The organism is Streptomyces sp. NPDC037389 (assembly GCF_040636475.1).
Lineage (GTDB): Bacteria > Actinomycetota > Actinomycetes > Streptomycetales > Streptomycetaceae > Streptomyces > Streptomyces hesseae.
Genome location: NZ_JBEZUS010000008.1, coordinates 269217 through 293599 on the forward strand (window position 1 = coordinate 269217; position 24383 = coordinate 293599).

General features: G+C 73.0%; 22 protein-coding genes. 14 read left to right on the top strand and 8 right to left on the bottom strand.

Features of this window, described 5'->3' with window-relative positions; genetic code table 11:
- Positions 1 to 4 precede the first annotated feature (4 nt).
- The gene (locus AB0E98_RS19975) at positions 5 to 1138 is read left to right on the top strand and encodes a GTP-binding protein (protein ID WP_361704215.1); all 1134 of its coding nucleotides are present in this window, start codon (positions 5 to 7) and stop codon (positions 1136 to 1138) included.
- 60 nt (positions 1139 to 1198) lie between these two features.
- Positions 1199 to 2044, top strand: coding sequence for a fused MFS/spermidine synthase (locus tag AB0E98_RS19980; RefSeq protein WP_361704218.1), 846 nt, complete (start codon positions 1199 to 1201; stop codon positions 2042 to 2044).
- A 123-nt stretch (positions 2045 to 2167) separates the two neighbouring features.
- Here the strand turns inward: AB0E98_RS19980 and AB0E98_RS19985 are convergent, their stop codons facing one another.
- Positions 2168 to 3220 carry a hypothetical protein gene (locus AB0E98_RS19985; RefSeq protein WP_361704221.1) on the bottom strand — a complete coding sequence of 351 codons (1053 nt, stop codon included), beginning with the start codon at positions 3218 to 3220 and terminating at the stop codon, positions 2168 to 2170.
- 82 nt (positions 3221 to 3302) lie between these two features.
- Between AB0E98_RS19985 and AB0E98_RS19990 the strand changes: the two genes are divergently transcribed.
- Positions 3303 to 3755, top strand: coding sequence for a DUF4442 domain-containing protein (locus AB0E98_RS19990; protein ID WP_311612269.1), 453 nt, complete (start codon positions 3303 to 3305; stop codon positions 3753 to 3755).
- Positions 3756 to 3812: 57 nt separating this feature from the next.
- Here the strand turns inward: AB0E98_RS19990 and AB0E98_RS19995 are convergent, their stop codons facing one another.
- Together AB0E98_RS19995 and AB0E98_RS20000 are read right to left on the bottom strand one after the other, a co-directional pair.
- On the bottom strand, positions 3813 to 4667 hold the full coding sequence (locus AB0E98_RS19995; protein WP_361704224.1) for a methyltransferase domain-containing protein: 855 nt from the start codon (positions 4665 to 4667) through the stop codon (positions 3813 to 3815).
- A 308-nt stretch (positions 4668 to 4975) separates the two neighbouring features.
- Positions 4976 to 5341: a hypothetical protein gene (locus tag AB0E98_RS20000; RefSeq protein ID WP_361704226.1), complete on the bottom strand. Its 366-nt coding sequence runs from the start codon at positions 5339 to 5341 to the stop codon at positions 4976 to 4978.
- A gap of 428 nt (positions 5342 to 5769) precedes the next feature.
- Here AB0E98_RS20000 and AB0E98_RS20005 point away from each other — a divergent pair, with 428 nt between their 5' ends.
- From AB0E98_RS20005 to AB0E98_RS20025, 5 genes are all read left to right on the top strand, one after another.
- On the top strand, positions 5770 to 6894 hold the full coding sequence (locus AB0E98_RS20005; RefSeq protein ID WP_361704228.1) for a hypothetical protein: 1125 nt from the start codon (positions 5770 to 5772) through the stop codon (positions 6892 to 6894).
- Between the two features lie 143 nt (positions 6895 to 7037).
- A complete protein-coding gene (locus tag AB0E98_RS20010) occupies positions 7038 to 7943 on the top strand; it encodes a glycosyltransferase (protein ID WP_361704231.1) in 906 nt (301 codons plus the stop codon).
- The gene (locus AB0E98_RS20015; protein WP_361704232.1) at positions 7940 to 10930 is read left to right on the top strand and encodes a glycosyltransferase; all 2991 of its coding nucleotides are present in this window, start codon (positions 7940 to 7942) and stop codon (positions 10928 to 10930) included. Before AB0E98_RS20010 ends, AB0E98_RS20015 begins: the two co-directional genes overlap by 4 nt.
- Before the next feature lie 2 nt (positions 10931 to 10932).
- Positions 10933 to 13524: a glycosyltransferase gene (locus tag AB0E98_RS20020; RefSeq protein ID WP_361704235.1), complete on the top strand. Its 2592-nt coding sequence runs from the start codon at positions 10933 to 10935 to the stop codon at positions 13522 to 13524.
- Between the two features lie 59 nt (positions 13525 to 13583).
- On the top strand, positions 13584 to 14279 hold the full coding sequence (locus tag AB0E98_RS20025; RefSeq protein ID WP_361704238.1) for a hypothetical protein: 696 nt from the start codon (positions 13584 to 13586) through the stop codon (positions 14277 to 14279).
- A 68-nt stretch (positions 14280 to 14347) separates the two neighbouring features.
- Here the strand turns inward: AB0E98_RS20025 and AB0E98_RS20030 are convergent, their stop codons facing one another.
- The gene (locus AB0E98_RS20030) at positions 14348 to 15838 is read right to left on the bottom strand and encodes an alpha/beta hydrolase (RefSeq protein ID WP_361704239.1); all 1491 of its coding nucleotides are present in this window, start codon (positions 15836 to 15838) and stop codon (positions 14348 to 14350) included.
- Between the two features lie 97 nt (positions 15839 to 15935).
- Here AB0E98_RS20030 and AB0E98_RS20035 point away from each other — a divergent pair, with 97 nt between their 5' ends.
- Positions 15936 to 16886, top strand: a complete 951-nt coding sequence (locus AB0E98_RS20035; RefSeq protein ID WP_361704242.1) for a MerR family transcriptional regulator — start codon at positions 15936 to 15938, stop codon at positions 16884 to 16886.
- A 207-nt stretch (positions 16887 to 17093) separates the two neighbouring features.
- Positions 17094 to 17759 carry a DedA family protein gene (locus AB0E98_RS20040; RefSeq protein WP_361704244.1) on the top strand — a complete coding sequence of 222 codons (666 nt, stop codon included), beginning with the start codon at positions 17094 to 17096 and terminating at the stop codon, positions 17757 to 17759.
- Positions 17760 to 17813: 54 nt separating this feature from the next.
- Here AB0E98_RS20040 and AB0E98_RS20045 read toward each other — a convergent pair whose 3' ends face one another.
- Positions 17814 to 19607 carry an NAD(P)/FAD-dependent oxidoreductase gene (locus AB0E98_RS20045; protein ID WP_361704247.1) on the bottom strand — a complete coding sequence of 598 codons (1794 nt, stop codon included), beginning with the start codon at positions 19605 to 19607 and terminating at the stop codon, positions 17814 to 17816.
- A 182-nt stretch (positions 19608 to 19789) separates the two neighbouring features.
- Here AB0E98_RS20045 and AB0E98_RS20050 point away from each other — a divergent pair, with 182 nt between their 5' ends.
- Positions 19790 to 20311 carry a gamma carbonic anhydrase family protein gene (locus tag AB0E98_RS20050; protein ID WP_361704249.1) on the top strand — a complete coding sequence of 174 codons (522 nt, stop codon included), beginning with the start codon at positions 19790 to 19792 and terminating at the stop codon, positions 20309 to 20311.
- Between the two features lie 133 nt (positions 20312 to 20444).
- Here AB0E98_RS20050 and AB0E98_RS20055 read toward each other — a convergent pair whose 3' ends face one another.
- A complete protein-coding gene (locus AB0E98_RS20055) occupies positions 20445 to 21311 on the bottom strand; it encodes an EamA family transporter (protein ID WP_361704252.1) in 867 nt (288 codons plus the stop codon).
- A gap of 100 nt (positions 21312 to 21411) precedes the next feature.
- On the opposite strand from AB0E98_RS20055, the gene AB0E98_RS20060 reads away from it, so the two are divergent.
- Together AB0E98_RS20060 and AB0E98_RS20065 are read left to right on the top strand one after the other, a co-directional pair.
- Complete coding sequence (locus AB0E98_RS20060) at positions 21412 to 21984, top strand: XRE family transcriptional regulator (protein WP_361704254.1); 573 nt, start codon at positions 21412 to 21414, stop codon at positions 21982 to 21984.
- Between the two features lie 79 nt (positions 21985 to 22063).
- Complete coding sequence (locus AB0E98_RS20065; RefSeq protein ID WP_361704523.1) at positions 22064 to 22606, top strand: YbaK/EbsC family protein; 543 nt, start codon at positions 22064 to 22066, stop codon at positions 22604 to 22606.
- Here AB0E98_RS20065 and AB0E98_RS20070 read toward each other — a convergent pair.
- Entirely contained in the window at positions 22578 to 23135 is a 558-nt protein-coding gene (locus tag AB0E98_RS20070) for a GNAT family N-acetyltransferase (protein WP_361704257.1), read from the bottom strand. The genes AB0E98_RS20065 and AB0E98_RS20070 overlap by 29 nt on opposite strands.
- Positions 23136 to 23195: 60 nt before the next feature.
- On the bottom strand, positions 23196 to 23603 hold the full coding sequence (locus tag AB0E98_RS20075; RefSeq protein WP_361704260.1) for a CoA-binding protein: 408 nt from the start codon (positions 23601 to 23603) through the stop codon (positions 23196 to 23198).
- 99 nt (positions 23604 to 23702) lie between these two features.
- On the opposite strand from AB0E98_RS20075, the gene AB0E98_RS20080 reads away from it, so the two are divergent.
- Positions 23703 to 24329 (top strand): YigZ family protein, encoded by a 627-nt coding sequence (locus AB0E98_RS20080; protein WP_361704262.1) that lies wholly within the window; start codon positions 23703 to 23705, stop codon positions 24327 to 24329.
- Positions 24330 to 24383 lie beyond the last annotated feature (54 nt).

The following is a 24383-nucleotide window of genomic DNA, read 5'->3' on the forward strand; positions in this document are numbered from 1 at the left end:
AGCCATGACCCAGCAGGCCTATGCGCGCACCAAGCCGCATCTCAACATCGGCACCATGGGCCACCTCGACCACGGCAAGACCACACTCACCCGCGCCATCGCCGAGTGTCTCGGCCGTACCCCCATGCGACGGGTCCCGTCCGGCCCCACGGTCGCCACCGCGCACGTCGCCTATGAGACGGACACCCGCCACTACGCCCACGCCGACCTGCCCGGAAACCCCCGCTTCGTCGGGAACATGCTGTCGGGCACCGCCGGGCTCGACGGCGCGATCCTCGTCGTCTCGGCGCTGGAGGGCGTCCGGCCGCAGACCGCCGAGCATCTGCTCCTCGCCCGCCGCGCCGGCGTGGAGCACTTCGTCGTCGCCCTCACCAAGGCCGAGGCCGCCCCGCCCGAGCGCGCCGACGCCGTCGAGGCGGACGTCCGACGGCTGCTCACCGCGCGGGGCGGCGACGGCCGCCGCACCCCCGTCGTCCGGGTCTCCGCGCTGGGCGCGCTGCGGGGCGAGCCGCGCTGGACCGCCTCGATCGAGGCCCTGCTCGACGCCGTCGACACCTGCCTCCCCACCCCGGTCCGCTACACGGACGCGCCTTTCCTGCTGCCGGTGGAGCGTGTCCTGATCGTGCCCCGGCGCGGAACCGTCGTCACCGGCACCGTCGAGCGCGGCACCGTCCGCCCGCGCGACCTCGTCGAGCTGCCCGAGGGGTACGGCCTCACCCATGTCCTGGGCGTGGAGACCTTCGGCCACAGCATGGAGGTCGCCCAGGCGGGTGACAGCGTGGCGCTGCTGCTGCGTGGCTTGCAGGGGCCCGAGGTACGGCGCGGGGACGTGGTCGCCGCGCCGGGCAGCGCCACCGTGCACCGGCGCTTCACCGCCCGGGCGCGGCTGCTGACGCCGGCCGAGGGCGGTCGGCGCACCCCGGTCCGCACCGGCTTCCGGGCCCGCTTCCATCTGCGGACCGCCGAGGTCACCGGGGAGATCGGCCTCGGCCCGCGCGGCAGCGCGGGCCCGGGCGGCAGCGCGGCCCTGACGGTCGGGCTGGACCGCCCGCTCCCGGTGGGGGCCGGGCTGCCCTTCGCGATCCGAGAGGGCGGCCGCACCATCGGCACCGGCACGGTGACGGCCGTCGCGGCGTGAGCCGGCGCCGGCCGCCCGCTCAGCGGTCGGGTGGGGTCGGGAAGGGGGAAGAATGGGGGAGTGGACGAACCGATACCCGTGACCCGCGAGGTCGACCATGGCACCGCCAAACTCATGCCCGATGTGGACCGGGCACGGGCCTGGCTGCTGACCATGGACGGCGCCCCCCAGTCGTACGTCGACCTCGACGACCCCACCCACCTCGAATTCGAGTACGCGCGCCGGATCGCCCACGTCCTCGACACCGTCGCCGAGCCGGGCAGCCCGTTGACGCTGCTGCACCTCGGCGGCGGGGCCCTCACCCTGCCCCGCTACGCCGCCGCGACCCGCCCCGGCTCGCGGCAGCGGGTCGTCGAGGCGGATCGTGGCCTGATCGAGCTGGTCGCCGAACACCTTCCGCTGCCCGCCGGGTCGGGGATCGAGGTGTTCGCCGGGGACGCCCGGGCCGTGCTGGAGGAGGCACCGGCCGGCTCCGCAGACATGATCATCGGCGATGTCTTCGGCGGCTCCCGGGTGCCCGCGCACCTCACGTCCCTGGAGTACGCACGGAGCGTCGGGCGGGTGCTGCGGCCGGACGGCCACTACGTGGCGAACCTCGCCGACGGCGCGCCCTTCGGCTTCCTGCGCGCCCAGGTGGCCACGTTCGCGGCCGTCTTCGAGCACCTGTGCCTGATCGCGGAGGCCCCGATGCTGCGCGGCCGCCGGTTCGGCAACGCCGTCCTGGTCGCCGCGCACCGGGAGCCGCCGCTCGCCGACCTCGCCCGCCGGACCGCCTCCGACGTGTTCCCGGCGCGGGTGGAGCACGGGGCGGCCCTGGAGCGGTTCGCCCGGGGCGCGGTGCCGGTGCGCGACGTGGACGCGGTGGCCTCGCCGGAACCGCCGGGCGGGGCGTTCACCGTCGGCTGAGCGGGGCCGGGCTTCGCCGGGCGGGGCCGGGCGGGGTCGAGTGGATACGTGCCGTCCGGCCCGGCCCGTACCCACTCGTTCGAGTGCCCGTCCCCCCTGCCATGGCCGGGAGGCGACCCTCCGTCAGGAGGAGGGGAGCGGCCTGAGGGTGCTCATGATCTTCTTGATGGTGTCGTCGGCGGCCTCGCGCTGCCCGCCCTTGACCCCGGAGAAGACCCAGACGGCGAAGTCGCCGCCGGTGTCCTTGTAGGCCACGGCGAAGGCCTTGCCGTCGCTGGAGCACTTGTTGGCCTTGGGCACGTCGGACACCGTGGTGGTCGCGGTGGCGCCGGTGATGCCGTGGTCGTTCTTGAACGGCGTGGCCTTGCCGATGTCGTACTTGCCCTGCTTCTTCTGGTCGAACATCGCCCACGCCCAGGCCGACGCCTCGTTCTGGGCGGCTTCCTCCAGGCTCTTCGCGCCCTGGGCGCCCTTGGTGCCGGAGATCCCGGACGAGTAGGTGTCGTCGGTGCCGCGGTCGTTCTTGACCGAGCACTGTTCCCGCTGGAAGTAGGCGGGCGAGGACGCCGCCTCGGCCAGCTTCATGCCCGACTTGTCGGCCTCGTCGTCGATCCGCAGGGCCGCCCCCTCCGGGGGCACCTCCCAGTCGGAGGGGACGTCGAAGGCGAGGTGCCGCTTGGAGTTGACGACGACCTTCCAGCCGTCGACCACGGGCTTGATGTCGCCACCGGCCCGAGGGTTGTCCAGCGGCGCCTGTGAGCTCGCGGCGGGTGACGGGGCCTGAGCGGACGCCGAGGGCTTGGTGTCCTTCGCGGCGGGCGCCGGGTCGTCCTTGCCGCCGTCGTCCTTCAGGACCAGGAAACCGGTGATGCCCGCCGCGACGACCACGGCCGCCGCGACGGAGATCGCGATCACCGTGGTGCGCTTGTCACGGCCGCCGCCCCCGCCCTGCGGCTGGGGCCCGCCGGGCGCGCCCGGCGGGGACCACTGGGGGGCGCCCGGCGGTACGGGCGGCGCCCCGGCGGGCTGCTGCGCGTAGGGGTTGGGCTGCTGGTAGCCCGGCTGCTGATACGGGTTGCCACCCTGGGGTCGACCCGGCACGGGCTGTGCGTACGGGTTCCGGTCGGGGTCCTGCGGGTTCTGCTCGCCCCCGGGCTGCTGCTGTCCTGGCCACATGGCCGACAACCATAGAGGCCGCGGGTAACGGTTGTGGTCGTCACCCCTTCCCGATCGTGCTACTGATTGGTAACTTACCGGCATGTCACAGACCACGCCCTCGATCGGCGACGCCCTCGCGGCCACCGTGCCCATGGTCCGCACCCTCAACCTCGTCTTCGACGAGATCACCGCCGAGCGCGCGGTCCTCCGGCTGCCCGACCAGCCCGATTACCACAACCACGTCGGCGGCCCGCACGCCGGCGCGATGTTCACCCTCGCCGAGTCCGCCAGCGGCGCGATCGTCCTCGCCGCCTTCGGCGACCAGCTCTCCCGGGCCGTGCCGCTGGCAGTCAAGGCCGAGATCGGTTACAAGAAGCTCGCCATGGGCCCGGTCACCGCGACCGCCGAACTCGGCCGCCCGGCCGCCGAGGTCGTCGCCGAACTGGACGCGGGACAGCGCCCGGAGTTCCCGGTGCGCGTGTCGATCACCCGCGAGGACGGCGCCGAGACGGGCGAGATGACGATCTGGTGGACCCTGCGGCCCAACAAGTAGCTCCTGACGAGTAGCCCCTGCCCCGGGCAGGTGCTGATCTGCCGCTTTGCAGGAGCGTCACGGCCGGGTGGCGGTACAGATGTTGTACCGCCACGTCTCCTGGTGCCGGTACATCTCCACCCCGCTCATCGCGTTGACCAGGCTGTCTCCGCGGCCCACGCCGCGCGCGAGCGCGTAGGGCAGTCGGCCGAGCACCGAGAAGCACCGCAGCATGGGCAGGACCCTCTCCGTCGCGTCATAGGCCGATTCGACGACGAAACCGGCCTGCTGGAGAAGCCGCTCCAGGTGCCCGTGGGTCATCGTGAGCATGCCCGGCATACCGGAGAGCTCACAGACCCTGAGCAGCGCGGACCGCGCCCGCGGCAGCAGATGGGCCTGCGGAGTGCTCGAATACTCGAACATCACCAGCCTTCCGCCGGGGCGCAGGACGCGGAAGAACTCGGCGAGCCCCTGCCGGGGGTCCGGGGAGTGGACGAAGGACTCCATCGTGTAGACGCCTTCGAAGGAGGCGTCGGCGAACGGGAGGGCGTGATAGTTGGCCAGGAGGAAGCGCGTGCGCCTGCCCGGTTCGCCGGCACGGGCCGATCGCTGCCGTGCGATGGCGACGTCCGGTTCGATCCCGTCGATCCCGGTGACGCGCACCCCGCTCGCCCGTGCGACCGTGCGCGCCGTGTCGCCGACCCCGCATCCGGCATCGAGCACCGACGACGCCGGAGGCAGGGCCAGGTTCCGGGCCACGACGAGTTCCATGCGCCGCATGGCCGCCGCGAATCCCCAGGGGGACTGGCCCGGCTCGTACCAGCCGAAGTGACGCGTGCGACCGAGCAGCGCCGCATACCCGAAGCGTGACTCGAACGCCCGGTAGTACGGCAGGACGTGTCGCCGGTAGTGGACATCGGTCACGTGAGTCATCACTCCGCCCCCTGGTCGATCGCCCCGCCCCGCCCGAGGTCCTCGCGGAGAGCGACGGTCGGGCGTCGGTGACCGACGCGACCCGGGATCCGAGTAGGAGTGGGACAGGGAACCGGTGTTGCCGTCAGAAGTCTGACACCGTTGTGGAGTGCGGCGAAGTCGGCGCGGGCCTGCTCGCCGGCTTCGGGGCGCGCCTCGCGCTACCGCGCGCTGGAGGTGTGCCCTGTGCGCCCCAGCAAATGGCTCCTGACGCCTCGAAGGCCCCACCTGGTCGCCCGGGTGGGGCCTTCATCGGTTTACGGCCTCGGTCAGGAGGTGGAGCCCTTGAGGTCCGCTATGACGAGCACGGTGACGGTCGCGCGGTACTGGAAGGCCGGGTTCGTCCGGGCGACGGCCTCCTGCGGGCGCATGTTGGCACGCACGACGACCGTGGCCTTGCGGCGGGCCTTGTTCTTCACCTCCAGTGTGACGGACTCGCCGCCGATCTCCCAGTCCTCCGTGCTGCCGTTGATGAAGTTCTCAAACTTGTACGACTGGATCGCCGCATCGACGACATAGCCGTTGCTGTCCTCGCGGAGGTCGCTCGGGAATTCGAAGTCGTAGGTGTCCTTCGCTTCCTCCGCGCTCGGGGTGATGCGGAGCTGGAATTCGCGGGTCTTGAACGACAGTGCCATGACTTTTCCTCCGATGGAAGTAGAGAAATGGTTCGGACCGCTGCGCCGTGAATTCGGTGCGGCGACCTTGCGGGGTCATTGGTAGCACGCCCGGCGATGTGTCTGCCAAATCGATGAGGAACCCGGTGGCAGATTCCGGCCAGCCTCTGATTCCGATGAGGATTCAACTTTATTGGCGGCATTTTTGAGTCGCTTCCCTCCGGTGGCGTTTACGTGCGTTTATGGCTGGTCAGGGCGTTCTTGACGCCGCGTCGGCGGCGACGGTAACCAGGCCCGGGATTCTTGAGATCATCGAACCCGCATCCAGTGCGGTCCGCTGGCCGGATACTGCGGCGTTTACCGAAGCGGACTGCTCCGTTTTGCGTTTCTTTATCGGCTCACCGCTAATGTCTTCCTCGGCTCGAACGGACAAGTGAGAGGTGGGCAGAATGCCCTTCGTCATCGCTCAGGGATTACCCGTGCCGGCACGCCTGGCCAGGGGGCAGCAGGAGTTCTTCGCGATAGACCTCCGGCTGACGCCCGGTAGCGCGCCGATCAGCGGCAAGAAGGAAATGATCTGGGTGGAGTTCCCGGTGGGGACGAGGTTCCCCAAAGACGGGAAGGTCTATTACCACTCTCGGAAGAAGCCCCGGGAGGAGCTCGCGTATCTCCCTTACGACGAGGCGAACCGGCAGCTTCAGTTCAACCACCTCATCCATCTCGGAGACCAGTCCGACGAGGCCGACGGCTTCTACTCCGTCAGCGTCCAGGTGCTGCCCGAGGCCTTCGAGGACCTGCTGTGGGGACGGCTGGGGATCGGTACCGCCACCGCGCCGCTGCGCGTTCAGGTCGGGCCCCCCGGGCCTCGGCCCGTGCCCGGAAACCTGATCCGGAACGGTGGTTTCACCGACGTCCGCTTCCGGTCCGGCAAGGACTGGCGCCCCCTCGAAGGAGTCCTCTACGGGCCGGACGCGCAGAAGCTCGACGCGTGGACCGTCGGCGAGTACAAGGGCCAGGGCGTCTGGGCGGCCTCGAAGACGGGCGAGCCGGGCAGGCTCATCGATCTGATCAACGGTGACGCCGACGGGCACCTCCCGGCCGACGCGGAGCCCCCGTTCGACAAGGGCGAGAACGTCGTCGACATCAACGGCGACAACACCTGCGGCTTCATCGAGCAGACCGTCGACATCGCCCCCGGCGCCTCGTACGAACTCGCCTTCCACACCGGCTACCACGTCCTGCCCAACCCCGAGGAGCCCTATCGCCGGCCCACGTACCTGCGGGCCGAGGTGCGATACGGAAAGCCGGGCGCCGAGACCGTCCTGGCCTGGGACGACTACGTCCAGTACTACACCGGCAAGGGCGCCACGGCCTCCCACGACCCGGACAAGAAGCTCAACGACCCCGGCTGGCGCGAGCGCCGGCTGTCCTTCCGGGTGCCCCAGGGCGTCACCGCGGTGACCGTGCGGTTCGCCAACCCCGGGCGGGCCGGCTTCAACAAGGAACTCGACGCCAACCCCGACGGCAGCTCCGGAATGCTGCTCGCCCACGTACGGCTCAGCGCCACCCGGTAACCGTGCCACCCGGTAACCGCACGCCCTGGTAACCGCACGCCCCGGTGACCGCACGACGGAGACGGTGGCCCCCGCCCGTACACGAGGGGGTCACCGGCTCCCGCGCCGCCCGCACGCCACCGCCCGAGGAGACGTCCCCAGCCATGAGTACGCCCCGCACAGCAGCGACCCCACCGGGTGAGGACGCCGCCCGCGTCCCCTTACCCGGAACCGGCACCGCGCCGGCCACCACCGCCCGGCCGGCCACCACCGCCTGCGATCTCGAACTGGTCATCCCGGCCTACAACGAGGAACAGCGCCTCGCCCCCACCGTGCTCGCCCTCGCCGGCCACTTGCGCGGCATGCCGTTGACCGCCGCGCTGCGTGTCGTCGACAACGGCAGCAGCGATCGCACGGCCGAGTGCGTGGACCGGCTCGCCGCTTCCGGCATCCCCATCACCGTCACCGGGTGCTCCCGCCGCGGCAAAGGGGCCGCGGTGGCCAGGGGAATGGTCACCACCAAGGCGCGCTGGGTCGGCTTCTGCGACGCCGACCTCGCCACCCCCGCCACCGCGATCGACGACGCGGTCGCCCTCCTGCGGGACGGCCGGCAGGTCGTCATCGGCTCCCGCCGCTGCACCGGGGCGAGCGTCCCCGTCCGGCAGCCCGCCCTGCGGCGGCTCGGCGGGGCCGGGTTCCGGCTGGCGACACGGCGGTTCTCCGGGCCGGTCAAGGACACCCAGTGCGGGTTCAAGTTCTTCGAGGCCGAGGCCGCGCGGCGGATCTTCGCCCATGTCACCACCACCGGCTTCGCCTTCGACCTCGAGGTGATCGCCCGGGCCCGCGCGCTCGGGCTGAGTCTGGCCGAGTTCCCGGTCGTCTGGAGCGACCAGGAGGGTTCCAGCTTCCGGCCGTTCGCCGACGGCCGCCGCGTGGCCGGTGAACTGTGGCGGCTGCACCGGACCATGCACCGCCTCCCGCCCCGCGTCGTCCACCACGCCCCCGCCGCCTTCGCCACGCCCGCCGCCCCCTCTGCCCCTTCCGCCCCCGCGACCGAGGGGGCGGGATGAATCCGACGGACTTACGGGCCGCCCTCCCCGCCGCCCCGGACTGGCGCGGCCGCCACGTCGTCGTGTGCAACTGGCGCGACAGCCGCCACCCGCAGGCGGGCGGCGCCGAGCTGTACTGCGAGGAAGTCGCCCGGCAACTCCACGCCTCCGGCGTCCGCGTCACCTACCTGACCTCCCGCCCCCAGGGCACCGCCCGCCGCGAGGACACCGGCTTCGGCACCGTCGTACGCGGCGGCGGCCGGTTCACCGTCTACGCGTTCGTCCTGCTGTGGCTGCTGCGCCACCGCCGCTCGGTGGCGGCCGTCATCGACTCGCAGAACGGCATCCCCTTCTTCACCCCGCTCGTCCTGCGTCGCCGCACCCCCGTCGTGCTGCTGATCCACCATGTCCATCAAGGCCAGTTCGCCCTGTGGTTCCCCCGCCCCGTCGCCGGTCTCGGCCGCTGGCTGGAGGGCCGGGGGAGCGGGCTTGTGTACGGGCGGCGCGCGGTGTGCGCCGTGTCGCCCTCCACCCGGGCCGAGATCCGCCGGCGGCTCGCCGTGCGGGGCCCGGTGCACTTCGCGCCCGCCGGCCTCGACGCGGCCCCGCCCGCCACCGGGCCGCGCCACCGCGCGCCCGCGCCGCGCGTCGTCTGCGTCGGCAGGCTCGTCACACAGAAGCGCGTGGACCGGCTCGTCCACGCCATGCCCGCCCTCCGCCGCGAACTGCCCGGCGCGGAACTGCACATCGTCGGTGACGGCGAGGCACGCGAAGAGCTCGCCTCACTCGTGGACGAACTCGACGTCGGCCACTGCGTCGTCCTGCACGGCCGCGTGCCCCAGGAGGAGCGGGACGCCCTCGTCGACTCCGCGTGGATCACCGCCACCACCTCCCTCGCCGAGGGCTGGGGCCTGTCCGTGATGGAGGCCGCGGCTGCCGGAGTGCCGGCACTCGCCTACGACGTCCCCGGGCTGCGCGACACCGTCCGCCACGACGTCACCGGCTGGCTCCTCGGCCCCGACGACGATCTCGCCTCCGGCCTCGCCAAGGCCCTGCGCACCGTCGAGGCACCGCGGGACGCCGCCCACTGGGAGGCCGAGTGCCGCACGTGGGCGACCAGGTTCAGCTGGACGGCCACCACCGCCCACCTGCTCGCGGCGCTCACCGCCGAGGACGGCCGGCTGCGCGGGACCGGCCGGGGCAAGACCGCCGAGCGGCGCACCGTCACCGACGCGTGCACGCTCGTCAGCGCCCCGGCCGAGGTCCTCGAACACGCCGATCTCGCCGCCCTGCGCACCACCGACCTCATCGACCTCACCGGCCCCCGCCCCGGACTGCTCCTGCTCGGCGCCGACGAACGGGACGCCGAAGCCGTCCTGGCCCGCATAGGCGTCGACACCGCAGACACCCGCGTCTCCATCCGCCTCGCCCGCCACTACGACATCCTCGGCTGGCAGGCCCACCCCCCTGCCCGGGCGCGGCGGAATGACACGGGCCACCGCCGCGCCACCACCCGGGCCGCCCTCCTCGGCGCCCTCTTCGCCCTCGCACTCGCCCTGCGGCTGGCCTTCGTCGGGCGCTCGTACGACGTGCACGTCGACGAGCTCTACTACACCGCCATCAGCCGCCACCTCGCCGACGGCCAAGGACCCGTCTTCGACGGACAGTTCTTCGCCCTCCACCCGCCCGCCCTCTTCGCCCTGCTCGCGGCCTTCATGCGCCTCACCGGCCGCGCCTCCGGCGACCTGCTCCACCAGGTGCTGGACCTGCGGCCCGTCGTGGCCGCGACCGGGGCGCTGACCGTCGTCGCCGTCACCACCCTGCTGCGCCGCGCCGTCCGTGGACCGCTGGCGCTGCTCGCCGGGCTGTTCCTGGCACTGGACCCCTTCCTGAACCGCTTCGACAGCCGCGTCATGCTGGAGACCCAGGCCACGGCCGCCGCCGCGCTCGGCATGCTGGTGCTCGCCCGCACCCCGGCGACCCCACGCGGCCGGACCGCCACCGGCCTGGGCGCGGGGCTGCTGTTCGCGCTCGCGGTGACCACCAAGGAGCCGTACGCGCTGGGCACGTTCGTGCCCGTCACCGCACTGGGGATCGCCGCGCGCGGCGAGGCGCGGCGGATCCGGCTGACGGCGGCCGCCGTCACCGTCGCCGGGTACGCGGTGTACGTCGTGACGGTGGTGGCGACCGGCAACCGGGCGCCCTGGTGGGCGCAGAAGACCGACGGCGTCGCCCGCGCCCTGGGCATCAAGCAGATCAGCGGCTTCAACAGCGACGACGGCACCGTCGCCTTCACCGACCGGCTGCTCGTCCAGCTCGGCCAGTTCGCCGTCCCCTACGCGCTGATCGCCCTCGGCACCGCCGCCACCGCATGGCTGCTGTGGTGCCGCGCCCGGCGGCCCGGGATCTTCACGGGCCGACCCGGCCGGACCCTGATCACGGCGTGGGCCGCCTGCACGCTGCTGCACCTGATGTACGCGATGGCGGTGGGCACCCTTGAGGAGCAGATGTTCTACCCGCTGGTCGTCACCAGCACCGCCGCCCTCGCACTCGCGGCCGACATCCTCCTCCGGCCCAGGGCCGTGGCGACCGGGGCGGTCGCCGTCCTCACCGCTCTCGCTCTGACCGCCCTGACCGTGAACGCCGTCGTCTGGGCGCGCGTCCACACCCGCCACGACGACGCCCTCCGGCGGACCCTGGCCTGGTCCCGCGCCCACCTGCCGAAGGGCAGCGTCGTCGCGGCCACCGACGAGGGCGCGTCCTTCGTCCTGCCCGGCGCCCGGTTCGCCCACTGGCGGACCACGGCCGACCTCCGGCGCGACCGCGTCGACTACCTCGTGCTGTCCACCGAGCTGGTGAGGCAGGGGTACGCGCGGATCGGCTCCGGGCTGCCCCGGGTGCTCGAGCACGAGGCCCGGCTCGTCCACAGCGAGCGCGGCAGGACCGTCGGCGCGCTGCGCGTGTACGACGTGCGGGCCCTGGTCGCCGGCTCCGGAAGGGAGGGGTGACGATGGTGACCGCCACTGCCACCACCGCTCCCGCCGTGCCCCGGCAGAACCGGCAGAACCGGCAGAAGGGAACGGCGCGGGGAGCCCTGCCCCTCGCCCTCTCCGCCGTGCTGGTCGGCATGGGCAACTACGGTCTCTCCCTGTTCCTCGTCCACCGTCTGCCCGCAGCCGACTTCACCGTCTACGCCGCCGTCTCCTCGGTCCTGCTCAGCGTGGGCACCCTCGCCGGTGCCACAGTGCCCTGGGTGCTGGCCCGCGAGGTCGCCGACAGCGTCCCGGGCGGCGCACGGCGGCGGCTGTCGGTGCGGACCTGCCTGTGGCTGGCGCTCGGCCTGTCCGTCCTGACCGCCGTCGCGGCGTGCGGGGCCGTCGCCTCGTACGCCGGTCCGGGCCCGCTCGCCGGGCTGGCCGCGGCGTGCGTGACGCTCTGGCTCAACTCGGTGGGGGCCGGACACCTCCAGGGGCGCGAGCGCTTCGCCCATCTGGCCGCGCTGCGGGTCGCCGAGGTGGCCGTCCGGGTCGCCGTCACCGTCGGGGCCGTCGCGGCCGGGTGGGGGAGCGCCGGGGCCGTCGGCGCCTTCGCCGCCGGCGCGGCCGTCACCTCGGCGGCCGGATTCGTCGCCCTGCGAGGGGACATGGGCGGGCCCGCGGCGGCCGACGAGGACGAACCGGTGCGCGCGGACCACGGGCTGTGGCGGCGCGCCACCGCCATCGGCGGCATCCAGGTCCTCATCTGTGTGCTGTTCACGCTGGACGTGGTCGTCGCCACGGCGGTACGGGGCGGCTCGGCCGGCCTGGCGCCCTACCAGGCCCTGCTGGTCCTCGCCCGGGTACCGCTCTTCCTGTCGACCGCCCTGGCCACCGTCGTCTTCCCCCGGCTCGCGGCCGGCCGGTCCCCGGCGGCACGCGACGGCTTCCGCGGCGCGCTGAGGCTGCACTGGATCACCGGCGCGGCCGTCACCGTCACCATCGCCACCTGCCCCGACGCGATCACCGGGCTTGTGCTGCCCCGGCACTACACCGCTTCCGCCGCGCTGCTGCCGCCGTTGGCCCTGGCCGGGTTCGCGGGCGCCACGACCGCCCTGGCGAGCGTCGTGTTCCAGACCTGGGGCCCGGCCCGGCCGACCGTCGTGACGCTGGCGCTCGCCTGCCTGGCCGGAGGCACCGGCTACGCGCTCACCGCCGACCGCCCCCTGGCCCTGGCCTGGTGTTCGGCCGCCGTGACCTGCGCCGTCGCGCTGGTGACGGTCGTACGGGCGCGGCGCCGGGTCCCCGGACTCGGCCCGGCGGCGGGGGCCGCCGCACCGCTCGCCGCGGCTGCCCCGGCCTGCTGCGCGCTGTTCGTCCTCCGGCCCTGCCCCGTGCTGTGGGCCCTCGCGGCGCTCGCCGTCCTGACCGGAGCGGCGCTCGCGGTCCGCGTCCGGCCCCGCCGTCCCGGCCCGTACCGCGTGCTCCACCTGGGCTTCGAGGACCCCCGGCGGCCCGGCGCGGGCGGTGGCTCGGTCCGTACGCACGAGGTCAACCGGCGGCTGGCCGCGCGGGGAGTCGAGGTGACCGTCGTCGTCGCGCCGTGGCCCGGCGCCGACGAGACCGTCCGCGACGGCGTCCGGTACATGCCGCTGCCCGCGCGTCCGGGACCGCTCGCCCGTAGCCGCTTCGCCGCGCAGATCGCCTACTTCGCCGTCGTCGTCACCCGGCTGGGCAGGCTGACGCGCCGTCATGACCCGGACGTCGTGGTGGAGGACTTCGCCGCCCCGTTCTCGTCCGTCTGCGTCCCGTACCTGACCCGCAGGCCGGTCGTCGGGCTGGTGCAGTGGCTGTTCGCGACCGACAAGGCGCGCGAGTTCCACCTGCCGTTCGGCGCCGTCGAGCGGCGCGGGCTGGCCTCGCACACCACGCTGCTCGCCGTCGGCGACGACCTCGGCGAGGAGCTGCGCCGGCGCAACCCGGCCGCGCGCGTGGAAGTGATCCCCAACGGCGTCGACCGGGCCGCGTTCGTCCCGCCCGTGGCCCGGCGGGGCGACCACGTGCTCTACCTCGGCCGCCTGGAGACGACGTCGAAGGGCCTGGACCTGCTGCTGCGCGCCTACGCGCTCGCCGCCCCGCGCACCACCGCCGACCTGCACATCGCCGGCGACGGCCCGCACGCCGCCGATGCCCGCGCCCTGGCCGCCGACCTCGGCATCGCCGACCGCGTCCGGTGGCTGGGCCGCGTCGACGGCCCCGCCCGCTTCCACCTGCTGGCCTCGGCCCGGCTGGCCTGTGTGCCCAGCCGCCGGGAGACCTTCGGCATGGTCGCCGCCGAGGCCCTGGCCACCGGCACCCCGGTGCTGGCCTTCGACATCCCCCGCCTGCGCGACCTGGTCACCGACGACGTGGGAGTGCGCGTCCCGCCCGGCGACCTCGACGCGTACGCGGCCGCCCTCGTCACCCTGACCGCCGACCCGGCCCGCTGCGCGGCGCTCGGCGCGAAGGGGCCGCCGACGGTGGCCCACCTGGACTGGGACCGGATCGCCGCCGCGCAGCTCGCGGCCTATCACCGGGTCACCCCGGGCGACCGGCTCCCGCACGAGGCACCCGTCGCCGACGGGTGACCGCTCAACCGCTCAACCGCTCACCGAGAAACACACACCGAGAAGAAGGAAGAAGAGACATGGCGTTCCACATCGCTCAGGGAAGTCCCAACCCGCAGGTCCTGCTGCCGGGTGCCAACTCCTCGTTCACGGTCGAGGTGTACGTCGACGGCGACCCGGTCGGCCCCGGCGAGATCATCCAGGTGAAGCTCCCCGAGGGCCTGGTCTTCCCGCCCACCGGCGAGATCCGCTTCATGAAGCTCGACGAGGGCATCAACCGGCCGATGGCGATCGAGAGCCGTGACCCCGACGGCCGGCTCGTGCGCTTCAAGGCCGACGCGATCGGCAACAAGCCGGACGGCTTCTACTCCGTCAACGTCCAGGCGGCGGCCACCGCCGCCCCCGGCGACCGCACCGTCCCGGACGGCCTCACCATCGGCGTCACGTCGTCGAAGCTCAGCTTCCGGATCAGCGCTCCGCAGCCGGTGGAGCGGCGGATATACGGAACCGTCGCGGCGAGCGGCGCCGTCAGCACGGGCACCGGCTTCACCTCGGTCCGGTCGGCGACGTCGACCTTCACGATCACGTTCGCGAAGCCCTTCACCTCCGTGCCGGTCGTCGTGGCCACGGCGGCGGTGGGGAGCGCGACGCCGATCGTCACGGTCAACAGCGTCTCCCCGACCACGGCCGTGATCTTCACCGCGAACCCGGGCGGTACCTGGAGCCCCCAGCCGTTCCACTTCATCGCCATGGGCCTCGCGGCCCCCACGGCGTAACCGCGTCACTTCCTCCGGGCCCCTCCGTCGCTCCTTCGGCGGAGGGGCCCCTTTCCCGTTCCCCCGGATCAGCCCCGCAGGTGCCCCAGCACCGACCCCATGGCCCGCTCCACGGCCCGGCGGGTCTCCTCGGTGTGGTCGAGCGTCTCGAACCCGTGGTGGCCGCCCGGCACGTCGACGATCTCGACGGCGGCCGCGCACTTCTCGGCGGCGGTCAGGAACTTCGCGACCGTCGCCGCGATCTCCGGCCGCTCCAGCTCCACCCAGGTGAGGACGAGCGGCAGCGAGCCCGCACGCTGTATCGCCTCGGCGGGACGGAAACGGTCCGGGACGAGCCCCCAGTTGGGCATCGGCGCGAGGACGGGGTACGTCGCGGCCACGCAGCGCAGCCACGACGGGGCGGCCGCCAGCCAGTCCGCCGACAGCAGCCCGCCGCCGGAGAAGAACCAGAGCGCCACCCGCTCCCCGTCGACGCGCGGATCGGCCCGCACGAGCTCGACCGCCTCCGCGACGTCCTCGGCCGCGCGCCCGTAGTCGGCCAGGTCGTGCAGCCGGTGGTCCATCGTCGCGCCGACCACGCCCAGGCTCGCCGCGTACCGGCCGTAGCCGGTGAAGGTGGCCGAGTCCCGGGGCGTCGGCCGCAGGCCGGCCGGGAACGGGCCGCCGTGGACGAACACCACCGCCGGCCGGGGGCCGTCGGCGTCCGGAAGGTGGAGATCGACCCGCCCCACCCGCTCGCGGGGCATCTCCGGCACCTCCAGGAGGAACGACTCCTCACGCGGTCGCCCGTCCACCGACAGCCGGTACCCCTCGCCCGCGGCGGCCTGTACGAGCACCTCGGCGAGCTCGGCGGCGCACGAGAGCATCGGCCAGTGACCGGTGGGCAGCTCGAAGAAGCTCACCCGGGGATCGACGAGGGCCCGCAGCCGGGGATCGCCGAGCCGCACGAACGCCTCGACCATCTCGATGCTTGAACCGTTGGACGTGCACAGCACACCGGTCGTCGGCAGGCCGGCGACCTCCTCGGTCAGCCGGAGCGGCTGGGTGAACGTGCCCGCCGGCTGCGGCGCGGCGAGCCGGGTCAGCCGCTCCAGCGCCTCGCGCGGGACGCCGTCGAGGCTGCCCCAGCGTCCCCACTCGTCGAGTGCCGGCGCGGGGATCAGCCGGTCGCCCCCGTCCCGCCCCGCCGGCAGTTCGTGGACGGCCGGGTCGGGCACCACCTTGAGCGGCGCGTCACCGTCCTGCGGCAGACCGGAGTCCAGATAGACGATCCGGGCCACGCGCCCCGGGCGGCGCCCGGCCGCACCGAGTACCGGGTGGATGCCGTAGCCGTGCCCGACCAGCACCACCTCCGGCGCGTCCACATGGTCGATCGCCCCCACCACGTCCTCGATGTGCGTCTCCAGGTCCGTCCCCGGACCCGCCGGACGGGCCCGGTCGCCCATGCCCGTGAGCGTCACCGGATGCGCCTCCGCCCCCACCGACCTCAGCCCCGCGACCACCTCCTGCCAGATCCAGCCGCCGGTGAAGGCCTCGGATACCAGGACGAATGCCGTCATGCGCGTCTCCTCGTAAGCCGTCGTCCACGGGCCGGCCGATCCGGCCGCCCGCGCTCGCCGGTACGGTAAGAGCTCCACCTGGGGGAGGTTCAACCCGTTGTCCGCCGACGACACATGGAGCATCGGGGAGCTCGCCGAACGCGCGGGCACCACCGTCAAGACCGTCCGCTTCTACTCCGACCGCGGCCTGCTGCCCGAGGCGGGGCGCAGCACCGGCGGCCACCGCCGGTACGGCCCCGAGGCCCTCGACCGGCTCCGGCTGATCCGCTCGCTGCGCACCCTGGACCTGCCGGTCCCGGACGTGGGCCGGGTCCTCGGCCGCGAGGACGCCCTCGACGGCGGCCTGGACGGCGTTCTGGAGGACGTCATCGCCGAGCGGCTGCGGGAGATCGGCTCACGGATGGCCGCCCTGCGCTGGCGCGAGGCCGCCCTCCAACTGCTCCGGGGCTGCCCGGCCGAGGAGCGCGCCGACCGGCTGCTCCTGATCGGCTCCATCTCCACCCCGCCCAGCACGGCCTCGCTGGTGCGCTTCTGGCGGGCCTGGATCCCCCGGAGGCTCCCGGCCCGGCTCGCCTCCGCGATCATCGACCAGGCCGTGCCCCCGCCCCCCGAGGACCCGACCCCCGCCCAGGTACTGGCCTTCGCCCGGCTGCACGCCTTCGTCTCGGGCGACTGCGGTGGCGCGGACAACCGGCCCGCTGTGCACCGGCCCGAGGAGGGCTACCGCCCGGCCGTCCTCTACGACGGGCTGATCGAGGCGTACGCGCTGGCCTCGGCGGAACTGCGGGCGGGGCGCCCGGCGCGGCCCGGCGAGGCGCTCGACTGCTTCGTCTCCGCCTACGCCCACGCCCGTGGCACGCCCGACACCCCGGCCTTCCGCCGGCTGCTGGGCGGCCAGCTCGCCGCGGACCCGCGGATCGATCACTACTGGGGGCTCGTTGCCGAGCTGATCAGCCCGCCCTCCGGTCCGCCCGAGCCCACCGCGGGCTCCGCCCACGCCTGGCTCGGCGCCGCGCTGGACGCCGACACGGCCCGGGAGGCCGCCTGAGCCGGACGGCTTCCCCGAGGGGGGCGAAGACGGTGTGGCGAAGATGTGACCGTCCCGCCTCAACCAGCGGACCCGGATCCGAGTCTTCACCTCCGGGTAGGCTTCCGGCGTGCGCGACACGGCGCGCCGGGGGCAGGCCGTACACATCGGCAGGTCGTACACATCGGGCCGCGCGCAAGCGGGCCGTCAACCGGGGAGGATCCGGCGTTGCACATCCAGGAATGGCTCGAGACAGTTCCGGCCATCGCCGTCTACCTCCTGGTAGGCGGAGTGATCGGGCTGGAGAGCCTGGGCATCCCGCTGCCCGGTGAGATCGTGCTCGTCAGCGCCACGCTGCTCGCCGCCTCGCAGGACCACATCAACCCGTACGTGCTCGGCGGGTGCGCCGTCGCGGGTGCGATCATCGGCGACTCCATCGGCTATCTGATCGGCCGCAGGGGCGGCAAGCCGCTGCTGGACTGGCTGGGCCGCAAGTTCCCCAAGCACTTCGGCCCGCACCACGTGGCCACCGCCGAGAAGGCGTTCACGAAGTGGGGCATGTGGGCCGTCTTCGTCGGCCGTTTCATCGCCCTGCTGCGCATCTTCGCCGGCCCGCTCGCCGGTGTGCTGAAGATGCCGTACTGGAAGTTCCTCATCGCCAACGTCCTCGGCGGCATCGTCTGGGCCGGCGGTACGGTCGCGCTGATCTACACCGTCGGCAAGGTCGCCGAGGAGTGGATCGGGAAGTTCTCCTGGCTCGGCCTGGTGGCCGCGCTGCTCTTCGGCCTGGGGTCCTTCGTGGTGATGCGGATCAAGGCCAAGAAGGCCGCGCGCGAGAGCGAGGCGGCCGCCGGGCGGTCCACCGAGGCCGAGGCCGTCGCCGCCGCGGAGTGACGACGCGTACCCCGTGAAGGCCCCGGCAGTCGCCGGGGCCTTCGGCGTTCCCGGTCAGCTCTTGCCCTTGCCGCCCTTTCCGGCGTAGGTCGGGAAGAGGTATGGATACTCCTTGATGTAGCCGAACAGGTCGGCGACGCAGGCGGCGCCCCGGCCCACCGCCCCGCCGACGCGGGGCGGCGCCGCGTACTGGACGTCGCCGACCGCGTAGACCCCGGGGACGCTGGTACCGGTGGACGGCACCCTGGCGGCCTCGACGGCCTTCGCCACCTCCTCCTCGGTCTTCTTCGGAGTCCACTTCTGCTTCTTCGCGCGCTCGCGGACCTCCTTCTCCACCTGCTTGAGCCGTTCCTCCTGGCCGGGTACGTGATGTCCGGTCAGGACGGCGCCGTTGGGGGCGAGCAGGACCTTCTTGCCCAGCCACTTGGTGTTCGGGTCCCCGCCGATCAGCACGTACAGCCACTCGGTGGCGAGCTCACGGTCGGCGGGCTCCTGTCCGGTGGGGCCGATCCTCACGGCCTTCAGTTCCTTCTTCGGCTTCGCGGCCACGCATTCCTTGACCTCGGTCTTCAGCAGCACCTCGATCTTCTTGGCGTCCTGCAGGCGCTTGATCGCGTCGACCAGGTACTGGGACATGCCGAGACCGGACCGGACGATCAGCGTGACCTTCTTGGCCTTCTGCGCGAAGTGGACCGCGGCCTGCCCGACGGAGTTGCCTCCGCCGACCATGGCGATCTCCTCGCCCTCGATGTAGTCGAGGTCGGTCATGAGGGCGTGGTAGTAGACGCCTGCGCCTTCCAGCTCGTCGGCGTGCGTGCGCTCGGCCAGTCGCCGCCAGGTCATGCCGGTGGCGATGACGACGGCACCGGCCTTGATCCGTTTTCCGTCGGAGAGCTCGACCTCGTGGGGAAGCATCCAGGGCTGGTCGGTGTCGGTGCCGAGGTGCAGGGCCTTCGCGACGGCGAGCGGATGCCAGTGCACCTTGAATTCCTTGATCTGCTTCAAGGCGGACGTGGCCAGGGTGTGCCCGGGGATCCCTCCCGGGAACCCGAGGTAGTTCCAGATCTTCGACGAGGTGCCCGCCTGGCCGCCGGGGACGTCGTCCTCGACGACGAGGGTGGTGAGCCCTTCGGCGCCGGCGTAGACGGCCGCCGACAGACCGGCGGGCCCGCCGCCGACGATCACCAGGTCGTACCAGTCCTTCAGGGATGTGTTCAGGAGCCCGAGCGCCTGCGCCAGCTTGACGAGCGTCGGGTTCTTGAGCTCCGTGGCGGCCGACTTTCCCGGCGGGGTCACCTTGACCAGGATGTCCTTGCCCTGGGAGTCCTTGGGCCAGCGGAAGACGACGCCGGACCCGGTGAGGAATTCCCGGATCCTGAAGGCCCCCTTGGCCTTGATGTTCCCCGAGATCTCGACGGACCCGAACAGCTTCCGCAGATCCGCCGGCGCCTTCAGCCACCAGTCGTACAGCAGGTTGTCGAGGAGCCGGAGGTGCGTCGGCCGCAGGCCGTCCTCCTCGACGAAGCCGGCCTTCGCCGGGCCGCCGCCGTCGGTCACGGCCGCCGTCTCCCCGTCGGGCACCAGCGACACCAGGCCGGCCGCGTCCGGGATCTTGGCCGCCTCGGCGGTCCGGGCGAGCCCCGCGCTGTCCTCGCCCACCTCGGCCACCAGCGCCACCCGTGTGCCGCCCCCGGCCAGGGCGCCGAGGCCGGCGGATTCGCCGGAGCCCAGTTGCAGGACCTGGAAGTCCTGCTCGTACCAGCCCGCGATCGTCTCGGCGAGCGAGCTCCGGCGGAGCGGGTCGCCGTCCATCAGCACGATGACGGGTGGTGGGGTCGAACTCGGCATGCGTCCTCCAGCTTCGTGATCCGCTCTGGCATTACGAGGCTGTACAAATAGCCAGAAAGTTATTCATAGATGACACATTCGGGTCATCGTCATGTGCGGCGGAGACGGAGGGGGATACCGTTCCGGGGGCGCGAAGGGCGCTGTGTGGATCAGTCGTGATGGATCAAGGGAGGACCGGGGCGATGACGGAGCGAGCGCTGATCGCCGGCGTGGGCGGGCGGGAACCGGAGATCGACCCGGAGGCATTCACGGCCCCGACCTCCGTCGTACTCGGCGACGTCACCCTCGCCGCCGGGGCGAGCGTCTGGTACCACGCCGTGCTGCGCGCCGACTGCGGCCCGATCGCGCTGGGCGCCGACAGCAACATCCAGGACAACTGCACCGTGCACGTCGACCCCGGCTTCCCGGTGCGCGTCGGCGAGCGGGTGACCGTCGGGCACAACGCCGTGCTGCACGGCTGCACCGTCGAGGACGACGTGCTGATCGGCATGGGCGCGACCGTGCTCAACGGTGCTGTGATCGGTGCCGGTTCACTGGTCGCCGCGCAGGCGCTCGTGCCCCAGGGCATGAGGGTGCCGCCCGGCTCGCTGGTCGCGGGCGTGCCCGCGAAGGTGCGCCGGGAGCTGACCGAGGAGGAGCGCGAGCACATCCGGCTCAACGCCACGATGTACCTGGAACTCGCGAAGGCCCACCGCGAGGTCTGAGCGCTCGCGCTATGGGGCGACCGGACGGTCGCCCCAGCCGGCCTGTGCGATCAGGTCGTACCAGTCGGGCGGCGTGCCCGGCGGCGGCGCGTCGACGGACAGCCCGGCGACGCGCCGGGGCGGTACCCGGCCGTCAGCCCGTCGCCAGCAGGACCGTTCCCACGAGCGCCAGGCCCGCGCCCGCGGCCTGCACCGCGCGCAGCCGTTCGCTCAGGAAGCCCCGGGCGGCCAGAGCGGTGACCACCGGGTAGAGGGAGGCGAGGACGGCCGCGACGGTCACCGGGCCGTTGTTGGCCGCGATGCTGTACGTGCCGTTGGCGGCCACGTCGGCCAGGCCGACGAAGGCGAGCGCGGGCAGCGCGGCGCGGATGCCCTGCCAGCCGTTGTCCGGCAGGGCCGGGGCGCCCCGGCGGACGGAGGCGTAGAGGGCGCCCGCGCCCACCACCACATTGCACAGGCGCTGGACGAACAGGGCGAGGAAGAGCCCGGTGAGGTTGTGCGAGGCCTCGGCGATCAGCGCCATCACGGAGCCGAAGCCGAAGGCGGCGACGAGCGTGAGCACCAGGGTCTGGCGCTGTACGGGCGCGCCGCCGAGCCCCGGGCCGCTGGCCAGGACGACGCCGGCGACGGCGACCGCGATGCCCGCGAGCTGGAGCAGGCCCGGGCGTTCGCCCAGGACGAGCCCGACGCCGATCGGCACGGCGACGCCGCCGAGCGCGCCCAGCGGGGAGACGACGCCCATCGGGCCGAGGGCCAGGGCGCGGTAGAAGGCGAGCATCGCCGCCGGGCCGACCACGCCGGCCGCGACCGCGTACCAGAGCTGGGGGCCGGTCTCGGACCAGCCGCCGGTGGCGACGACGATGGAGCCCAGCGCGGCCACGGCCAGCAGCTGGGAGACCAGGACCACGGTCAGGGCGGGCATGCGCCGGGTGAGCAGACCGCCGCCGAAGTCGGCCAGCCCCCACATGAGGCTGGTGGCCAGGGCGAAGACCGGTGTCATGGGAAGGACCTCGCAGTACAGTGTGGTGAACAGTAAGAGTCCGGGACACCGTAGTTCATTATGTTGAACTTGGCGAAAAGTATATTGGACGGGATCGAACGTGACGGACCTCGATCAGCTCACCCAGTCACTCGCCCGTAACCTCAAGCGCTGGCGTGGCGAGCGCAACTTCACCCTTGACGCCCTGGCGGCCCGCTCCGGGGTCAGCCGCGGCATGATCATCCAGATCGAGCAGGCCCGTACCAACCCCAGCGTCGGCACCACGGTCAAACTCGCCGACGCGCTCGGCATCAGCATCACCACCCTCCTCGACTACGAGCAGGGCGCGCGTGTCCGGGTCGTCCCCCGGGAGCAGGCGGTGCGGATGTGGTCCACCGAGGCTGGCAGCCACACCTCGCTCCTCGTCGGCACCGACGCGCGCGGCCCGCTGGAGCTGTGGGAGTGGCGCATCGTGCCCGGCGACAGCAGCGCTTCGGACGCCCACCCGCCCGGCACGGTCGAGCTGCTGCGGGTCACCGCCGGCGAGCTCACCCTCGTCGTCGACGGGGCGGAGCACCGGGTGCCGGCCGGCAGCTCGGCCACCTTCGAGGCGAACGTGCCGCACACCTACCGCAACGACGGCTCCGAACCGGTCGAGATGACCATGGCGGTGGCCGTCCCGCCCGCCCGCTGAGACGCCCCGGCTGAGACGCCCCACCGCCCTCGTCGGCGGGGCTGTTACGGTGACGATCGTGAGCGAGAACCCGACGCCCATGGAGGCGTTCGACGACGTCGCGCCCGCCGTCGAGCGGCTGGGGCTGCTGGTCCCGCCCGTGGCGGAGGCGATCCGGGGCTGGGGCGGCCCGGTGCCCGTGGAGGAGCTGCTCCACGTCGACACCGCGGCGGAGAAGGCCGACACCGCCGTCCTCGTGGCCCACTACGGGCAGTGGCTGCTGGAGAAGTCCGCGAACTGCGTGATCGTCGCGGCGAAGCGCGGTGGGGAGACCACCCTCGCCGCCTGTGTCGTCCTCGGCCACACCCGCGCCGACGTCAACGGCGTCGTACGCCGCCAGCTCGGCGCGCGCAAGGTCTCGTTCGCGGCCATGGACACCGCGCTCACCGGGACGGGCATGGAGTACGGCGGCGTCACCCCGATCGGGCTGCCCGTCGGCTGGCCGGTGCTGGTGGACGCGGCCGTCGCCGACAGCCCGTACGTGCTCATCGGCAGCGGCAGCCGCCGGGGCAAGCTCATCGTGCCCGGCAAGGCCATCGCATCGCTGCCGGGTGTCACTGTCCTGGACGGGCTGGCCGGCTGACACCGTTCGGCCGGCCGATACCGTCCGGCCGCCGCGAGACGTCGAGCGACAGCGCCAGCGAGTGCTCGGCGAAACCGAGGCCGCGGTAAAGACGCTCGGAGTCGTCCGTGGCATGGAGGTCGACGCGCGTGACGCCCTGCCCGGCGAACCAGTCGAGCAGCGCCTCCGTCGTCGCACGGGCCAAACCCCGCCCCCGGTGGCGGACATCGGTGCACACGTTGAAGACGAAGCCGAACAGGCCCGTCGGGTGCCCCGGGGCGGGCAGCCGCTCCTCGATCCGGCCGACCGCGCACGCGGCCAGACGCGGCGCGCCCTCCGGGCCGGCGCCGTCGACGCCCGGTTCGCCGTCCACGACGAAGCCGACGAGCCCCGGCCGCCCCGTCTCCGCGAGCTGCCGGCGTGCTGTCTCCTCGGCCGCGGCCTCCCAGGGGCCGGGGGAGTCATGGCCGCTCATCGCGGCGAACATCACTCGACGCAGCCGGACGATCTCGGCGGCGTCCTCGGGGCGGGCCATACGCGGAACGATCATGAACTGACGCTAGCGCACGCCCGCCGTGGGGACATGGGGGTTAGAGGGAGGGACGGGACCTCAGCGCAGCCGGGGGATCTCGATCGCGGGGCAGCGGTCCATGACCATCGGCAGTCCGGCCGTGCGCGTCCGCTCGTACGCGTCCTCGTCGATCACGCCCAGCTGGAACCAGACGGCCTTCGCGCCCACCGCGACCGCCTCGTCCGCGACCGCGCCCGCGAACTCCGAGCGGACGAAGACGTCCACGACGTCGACGTCGAAGGGGATGTCCGAGAGCGAGGCGTACCCCCGCTCGCCGTGCACCGTCTCGGCCTTGGGGTGCACGGGCACGACGCGCTTGCCGTGGCGCTGGAGGAACTCGGCAACGCCGAACGCCGCGCGCTGCTCATTTGCTGACAGACCGACCACCGCCCAGGTGGGCCCGGTCCCCTCGATGATCTTCCGGATGATCCCCGGTTCTGCGTACATGCCCGCTCCAACGAGCTTCCCCATCCGACCATTCCCGGGATCACCCGCAAGATCCGGCCAAGATCCGGACGGGATCGGGGGACGATTTAGGCTTACGGGATGCACGACGAATACCGGACGGTCGCGCGCGAGGGCGTGCACGAGATCGAGATCAACAAGTCGCGCTTCATCTGCGCGCTCGCGCCCGCCGCGACCGAGGAGGAGGCCCAGGCCTTCATCGCCCGGATCCGCAAGGAGCACCCCACCGCGCGCCACAACTGCTGGGCCTACGTCATCGGCGCCGACGGCTCCGTCCAGAAGGCCAGCGACGACGGCGAGCCCGGGGGCACCGCGGGCGTGCCCATGCTCCAGATGCTCGTCCGGCGCGAGACCCGCTACGTCGTCGCGGTCGTCACCCGCTACTTCGGCGGCATCAAGCTCGGCGCCGGCGGGCTCATCCGCGCCTATGGAGGCGTGGTCGGCGAGGCCCTCGACACCCTGGGCACCATCACCCGGCGCCGCTTCCGGCTGGCGACCGTCACCGTCGACCACCAGCGCGCCGGAAAGCTGGAGAACGAACTGCGCGCCACCGGCCGCGAGGTGCGGAACGTGACCTACGGCACGGGCGTGAGCATCGAGATCGGGCTGCCCGAGGCGGACATCGAGTCCTTCCGCTCCTGGCTCGCCGATGCCACGGCGGGCTCGGCCCGGCTGGAACTGGGCGGGGAGGCCTACGGCGACGTCTGACGCCCGGCGGGCCACTGCCCGCTTTCCGGCCGATCGTGCCGCCCGGCCCCCGCC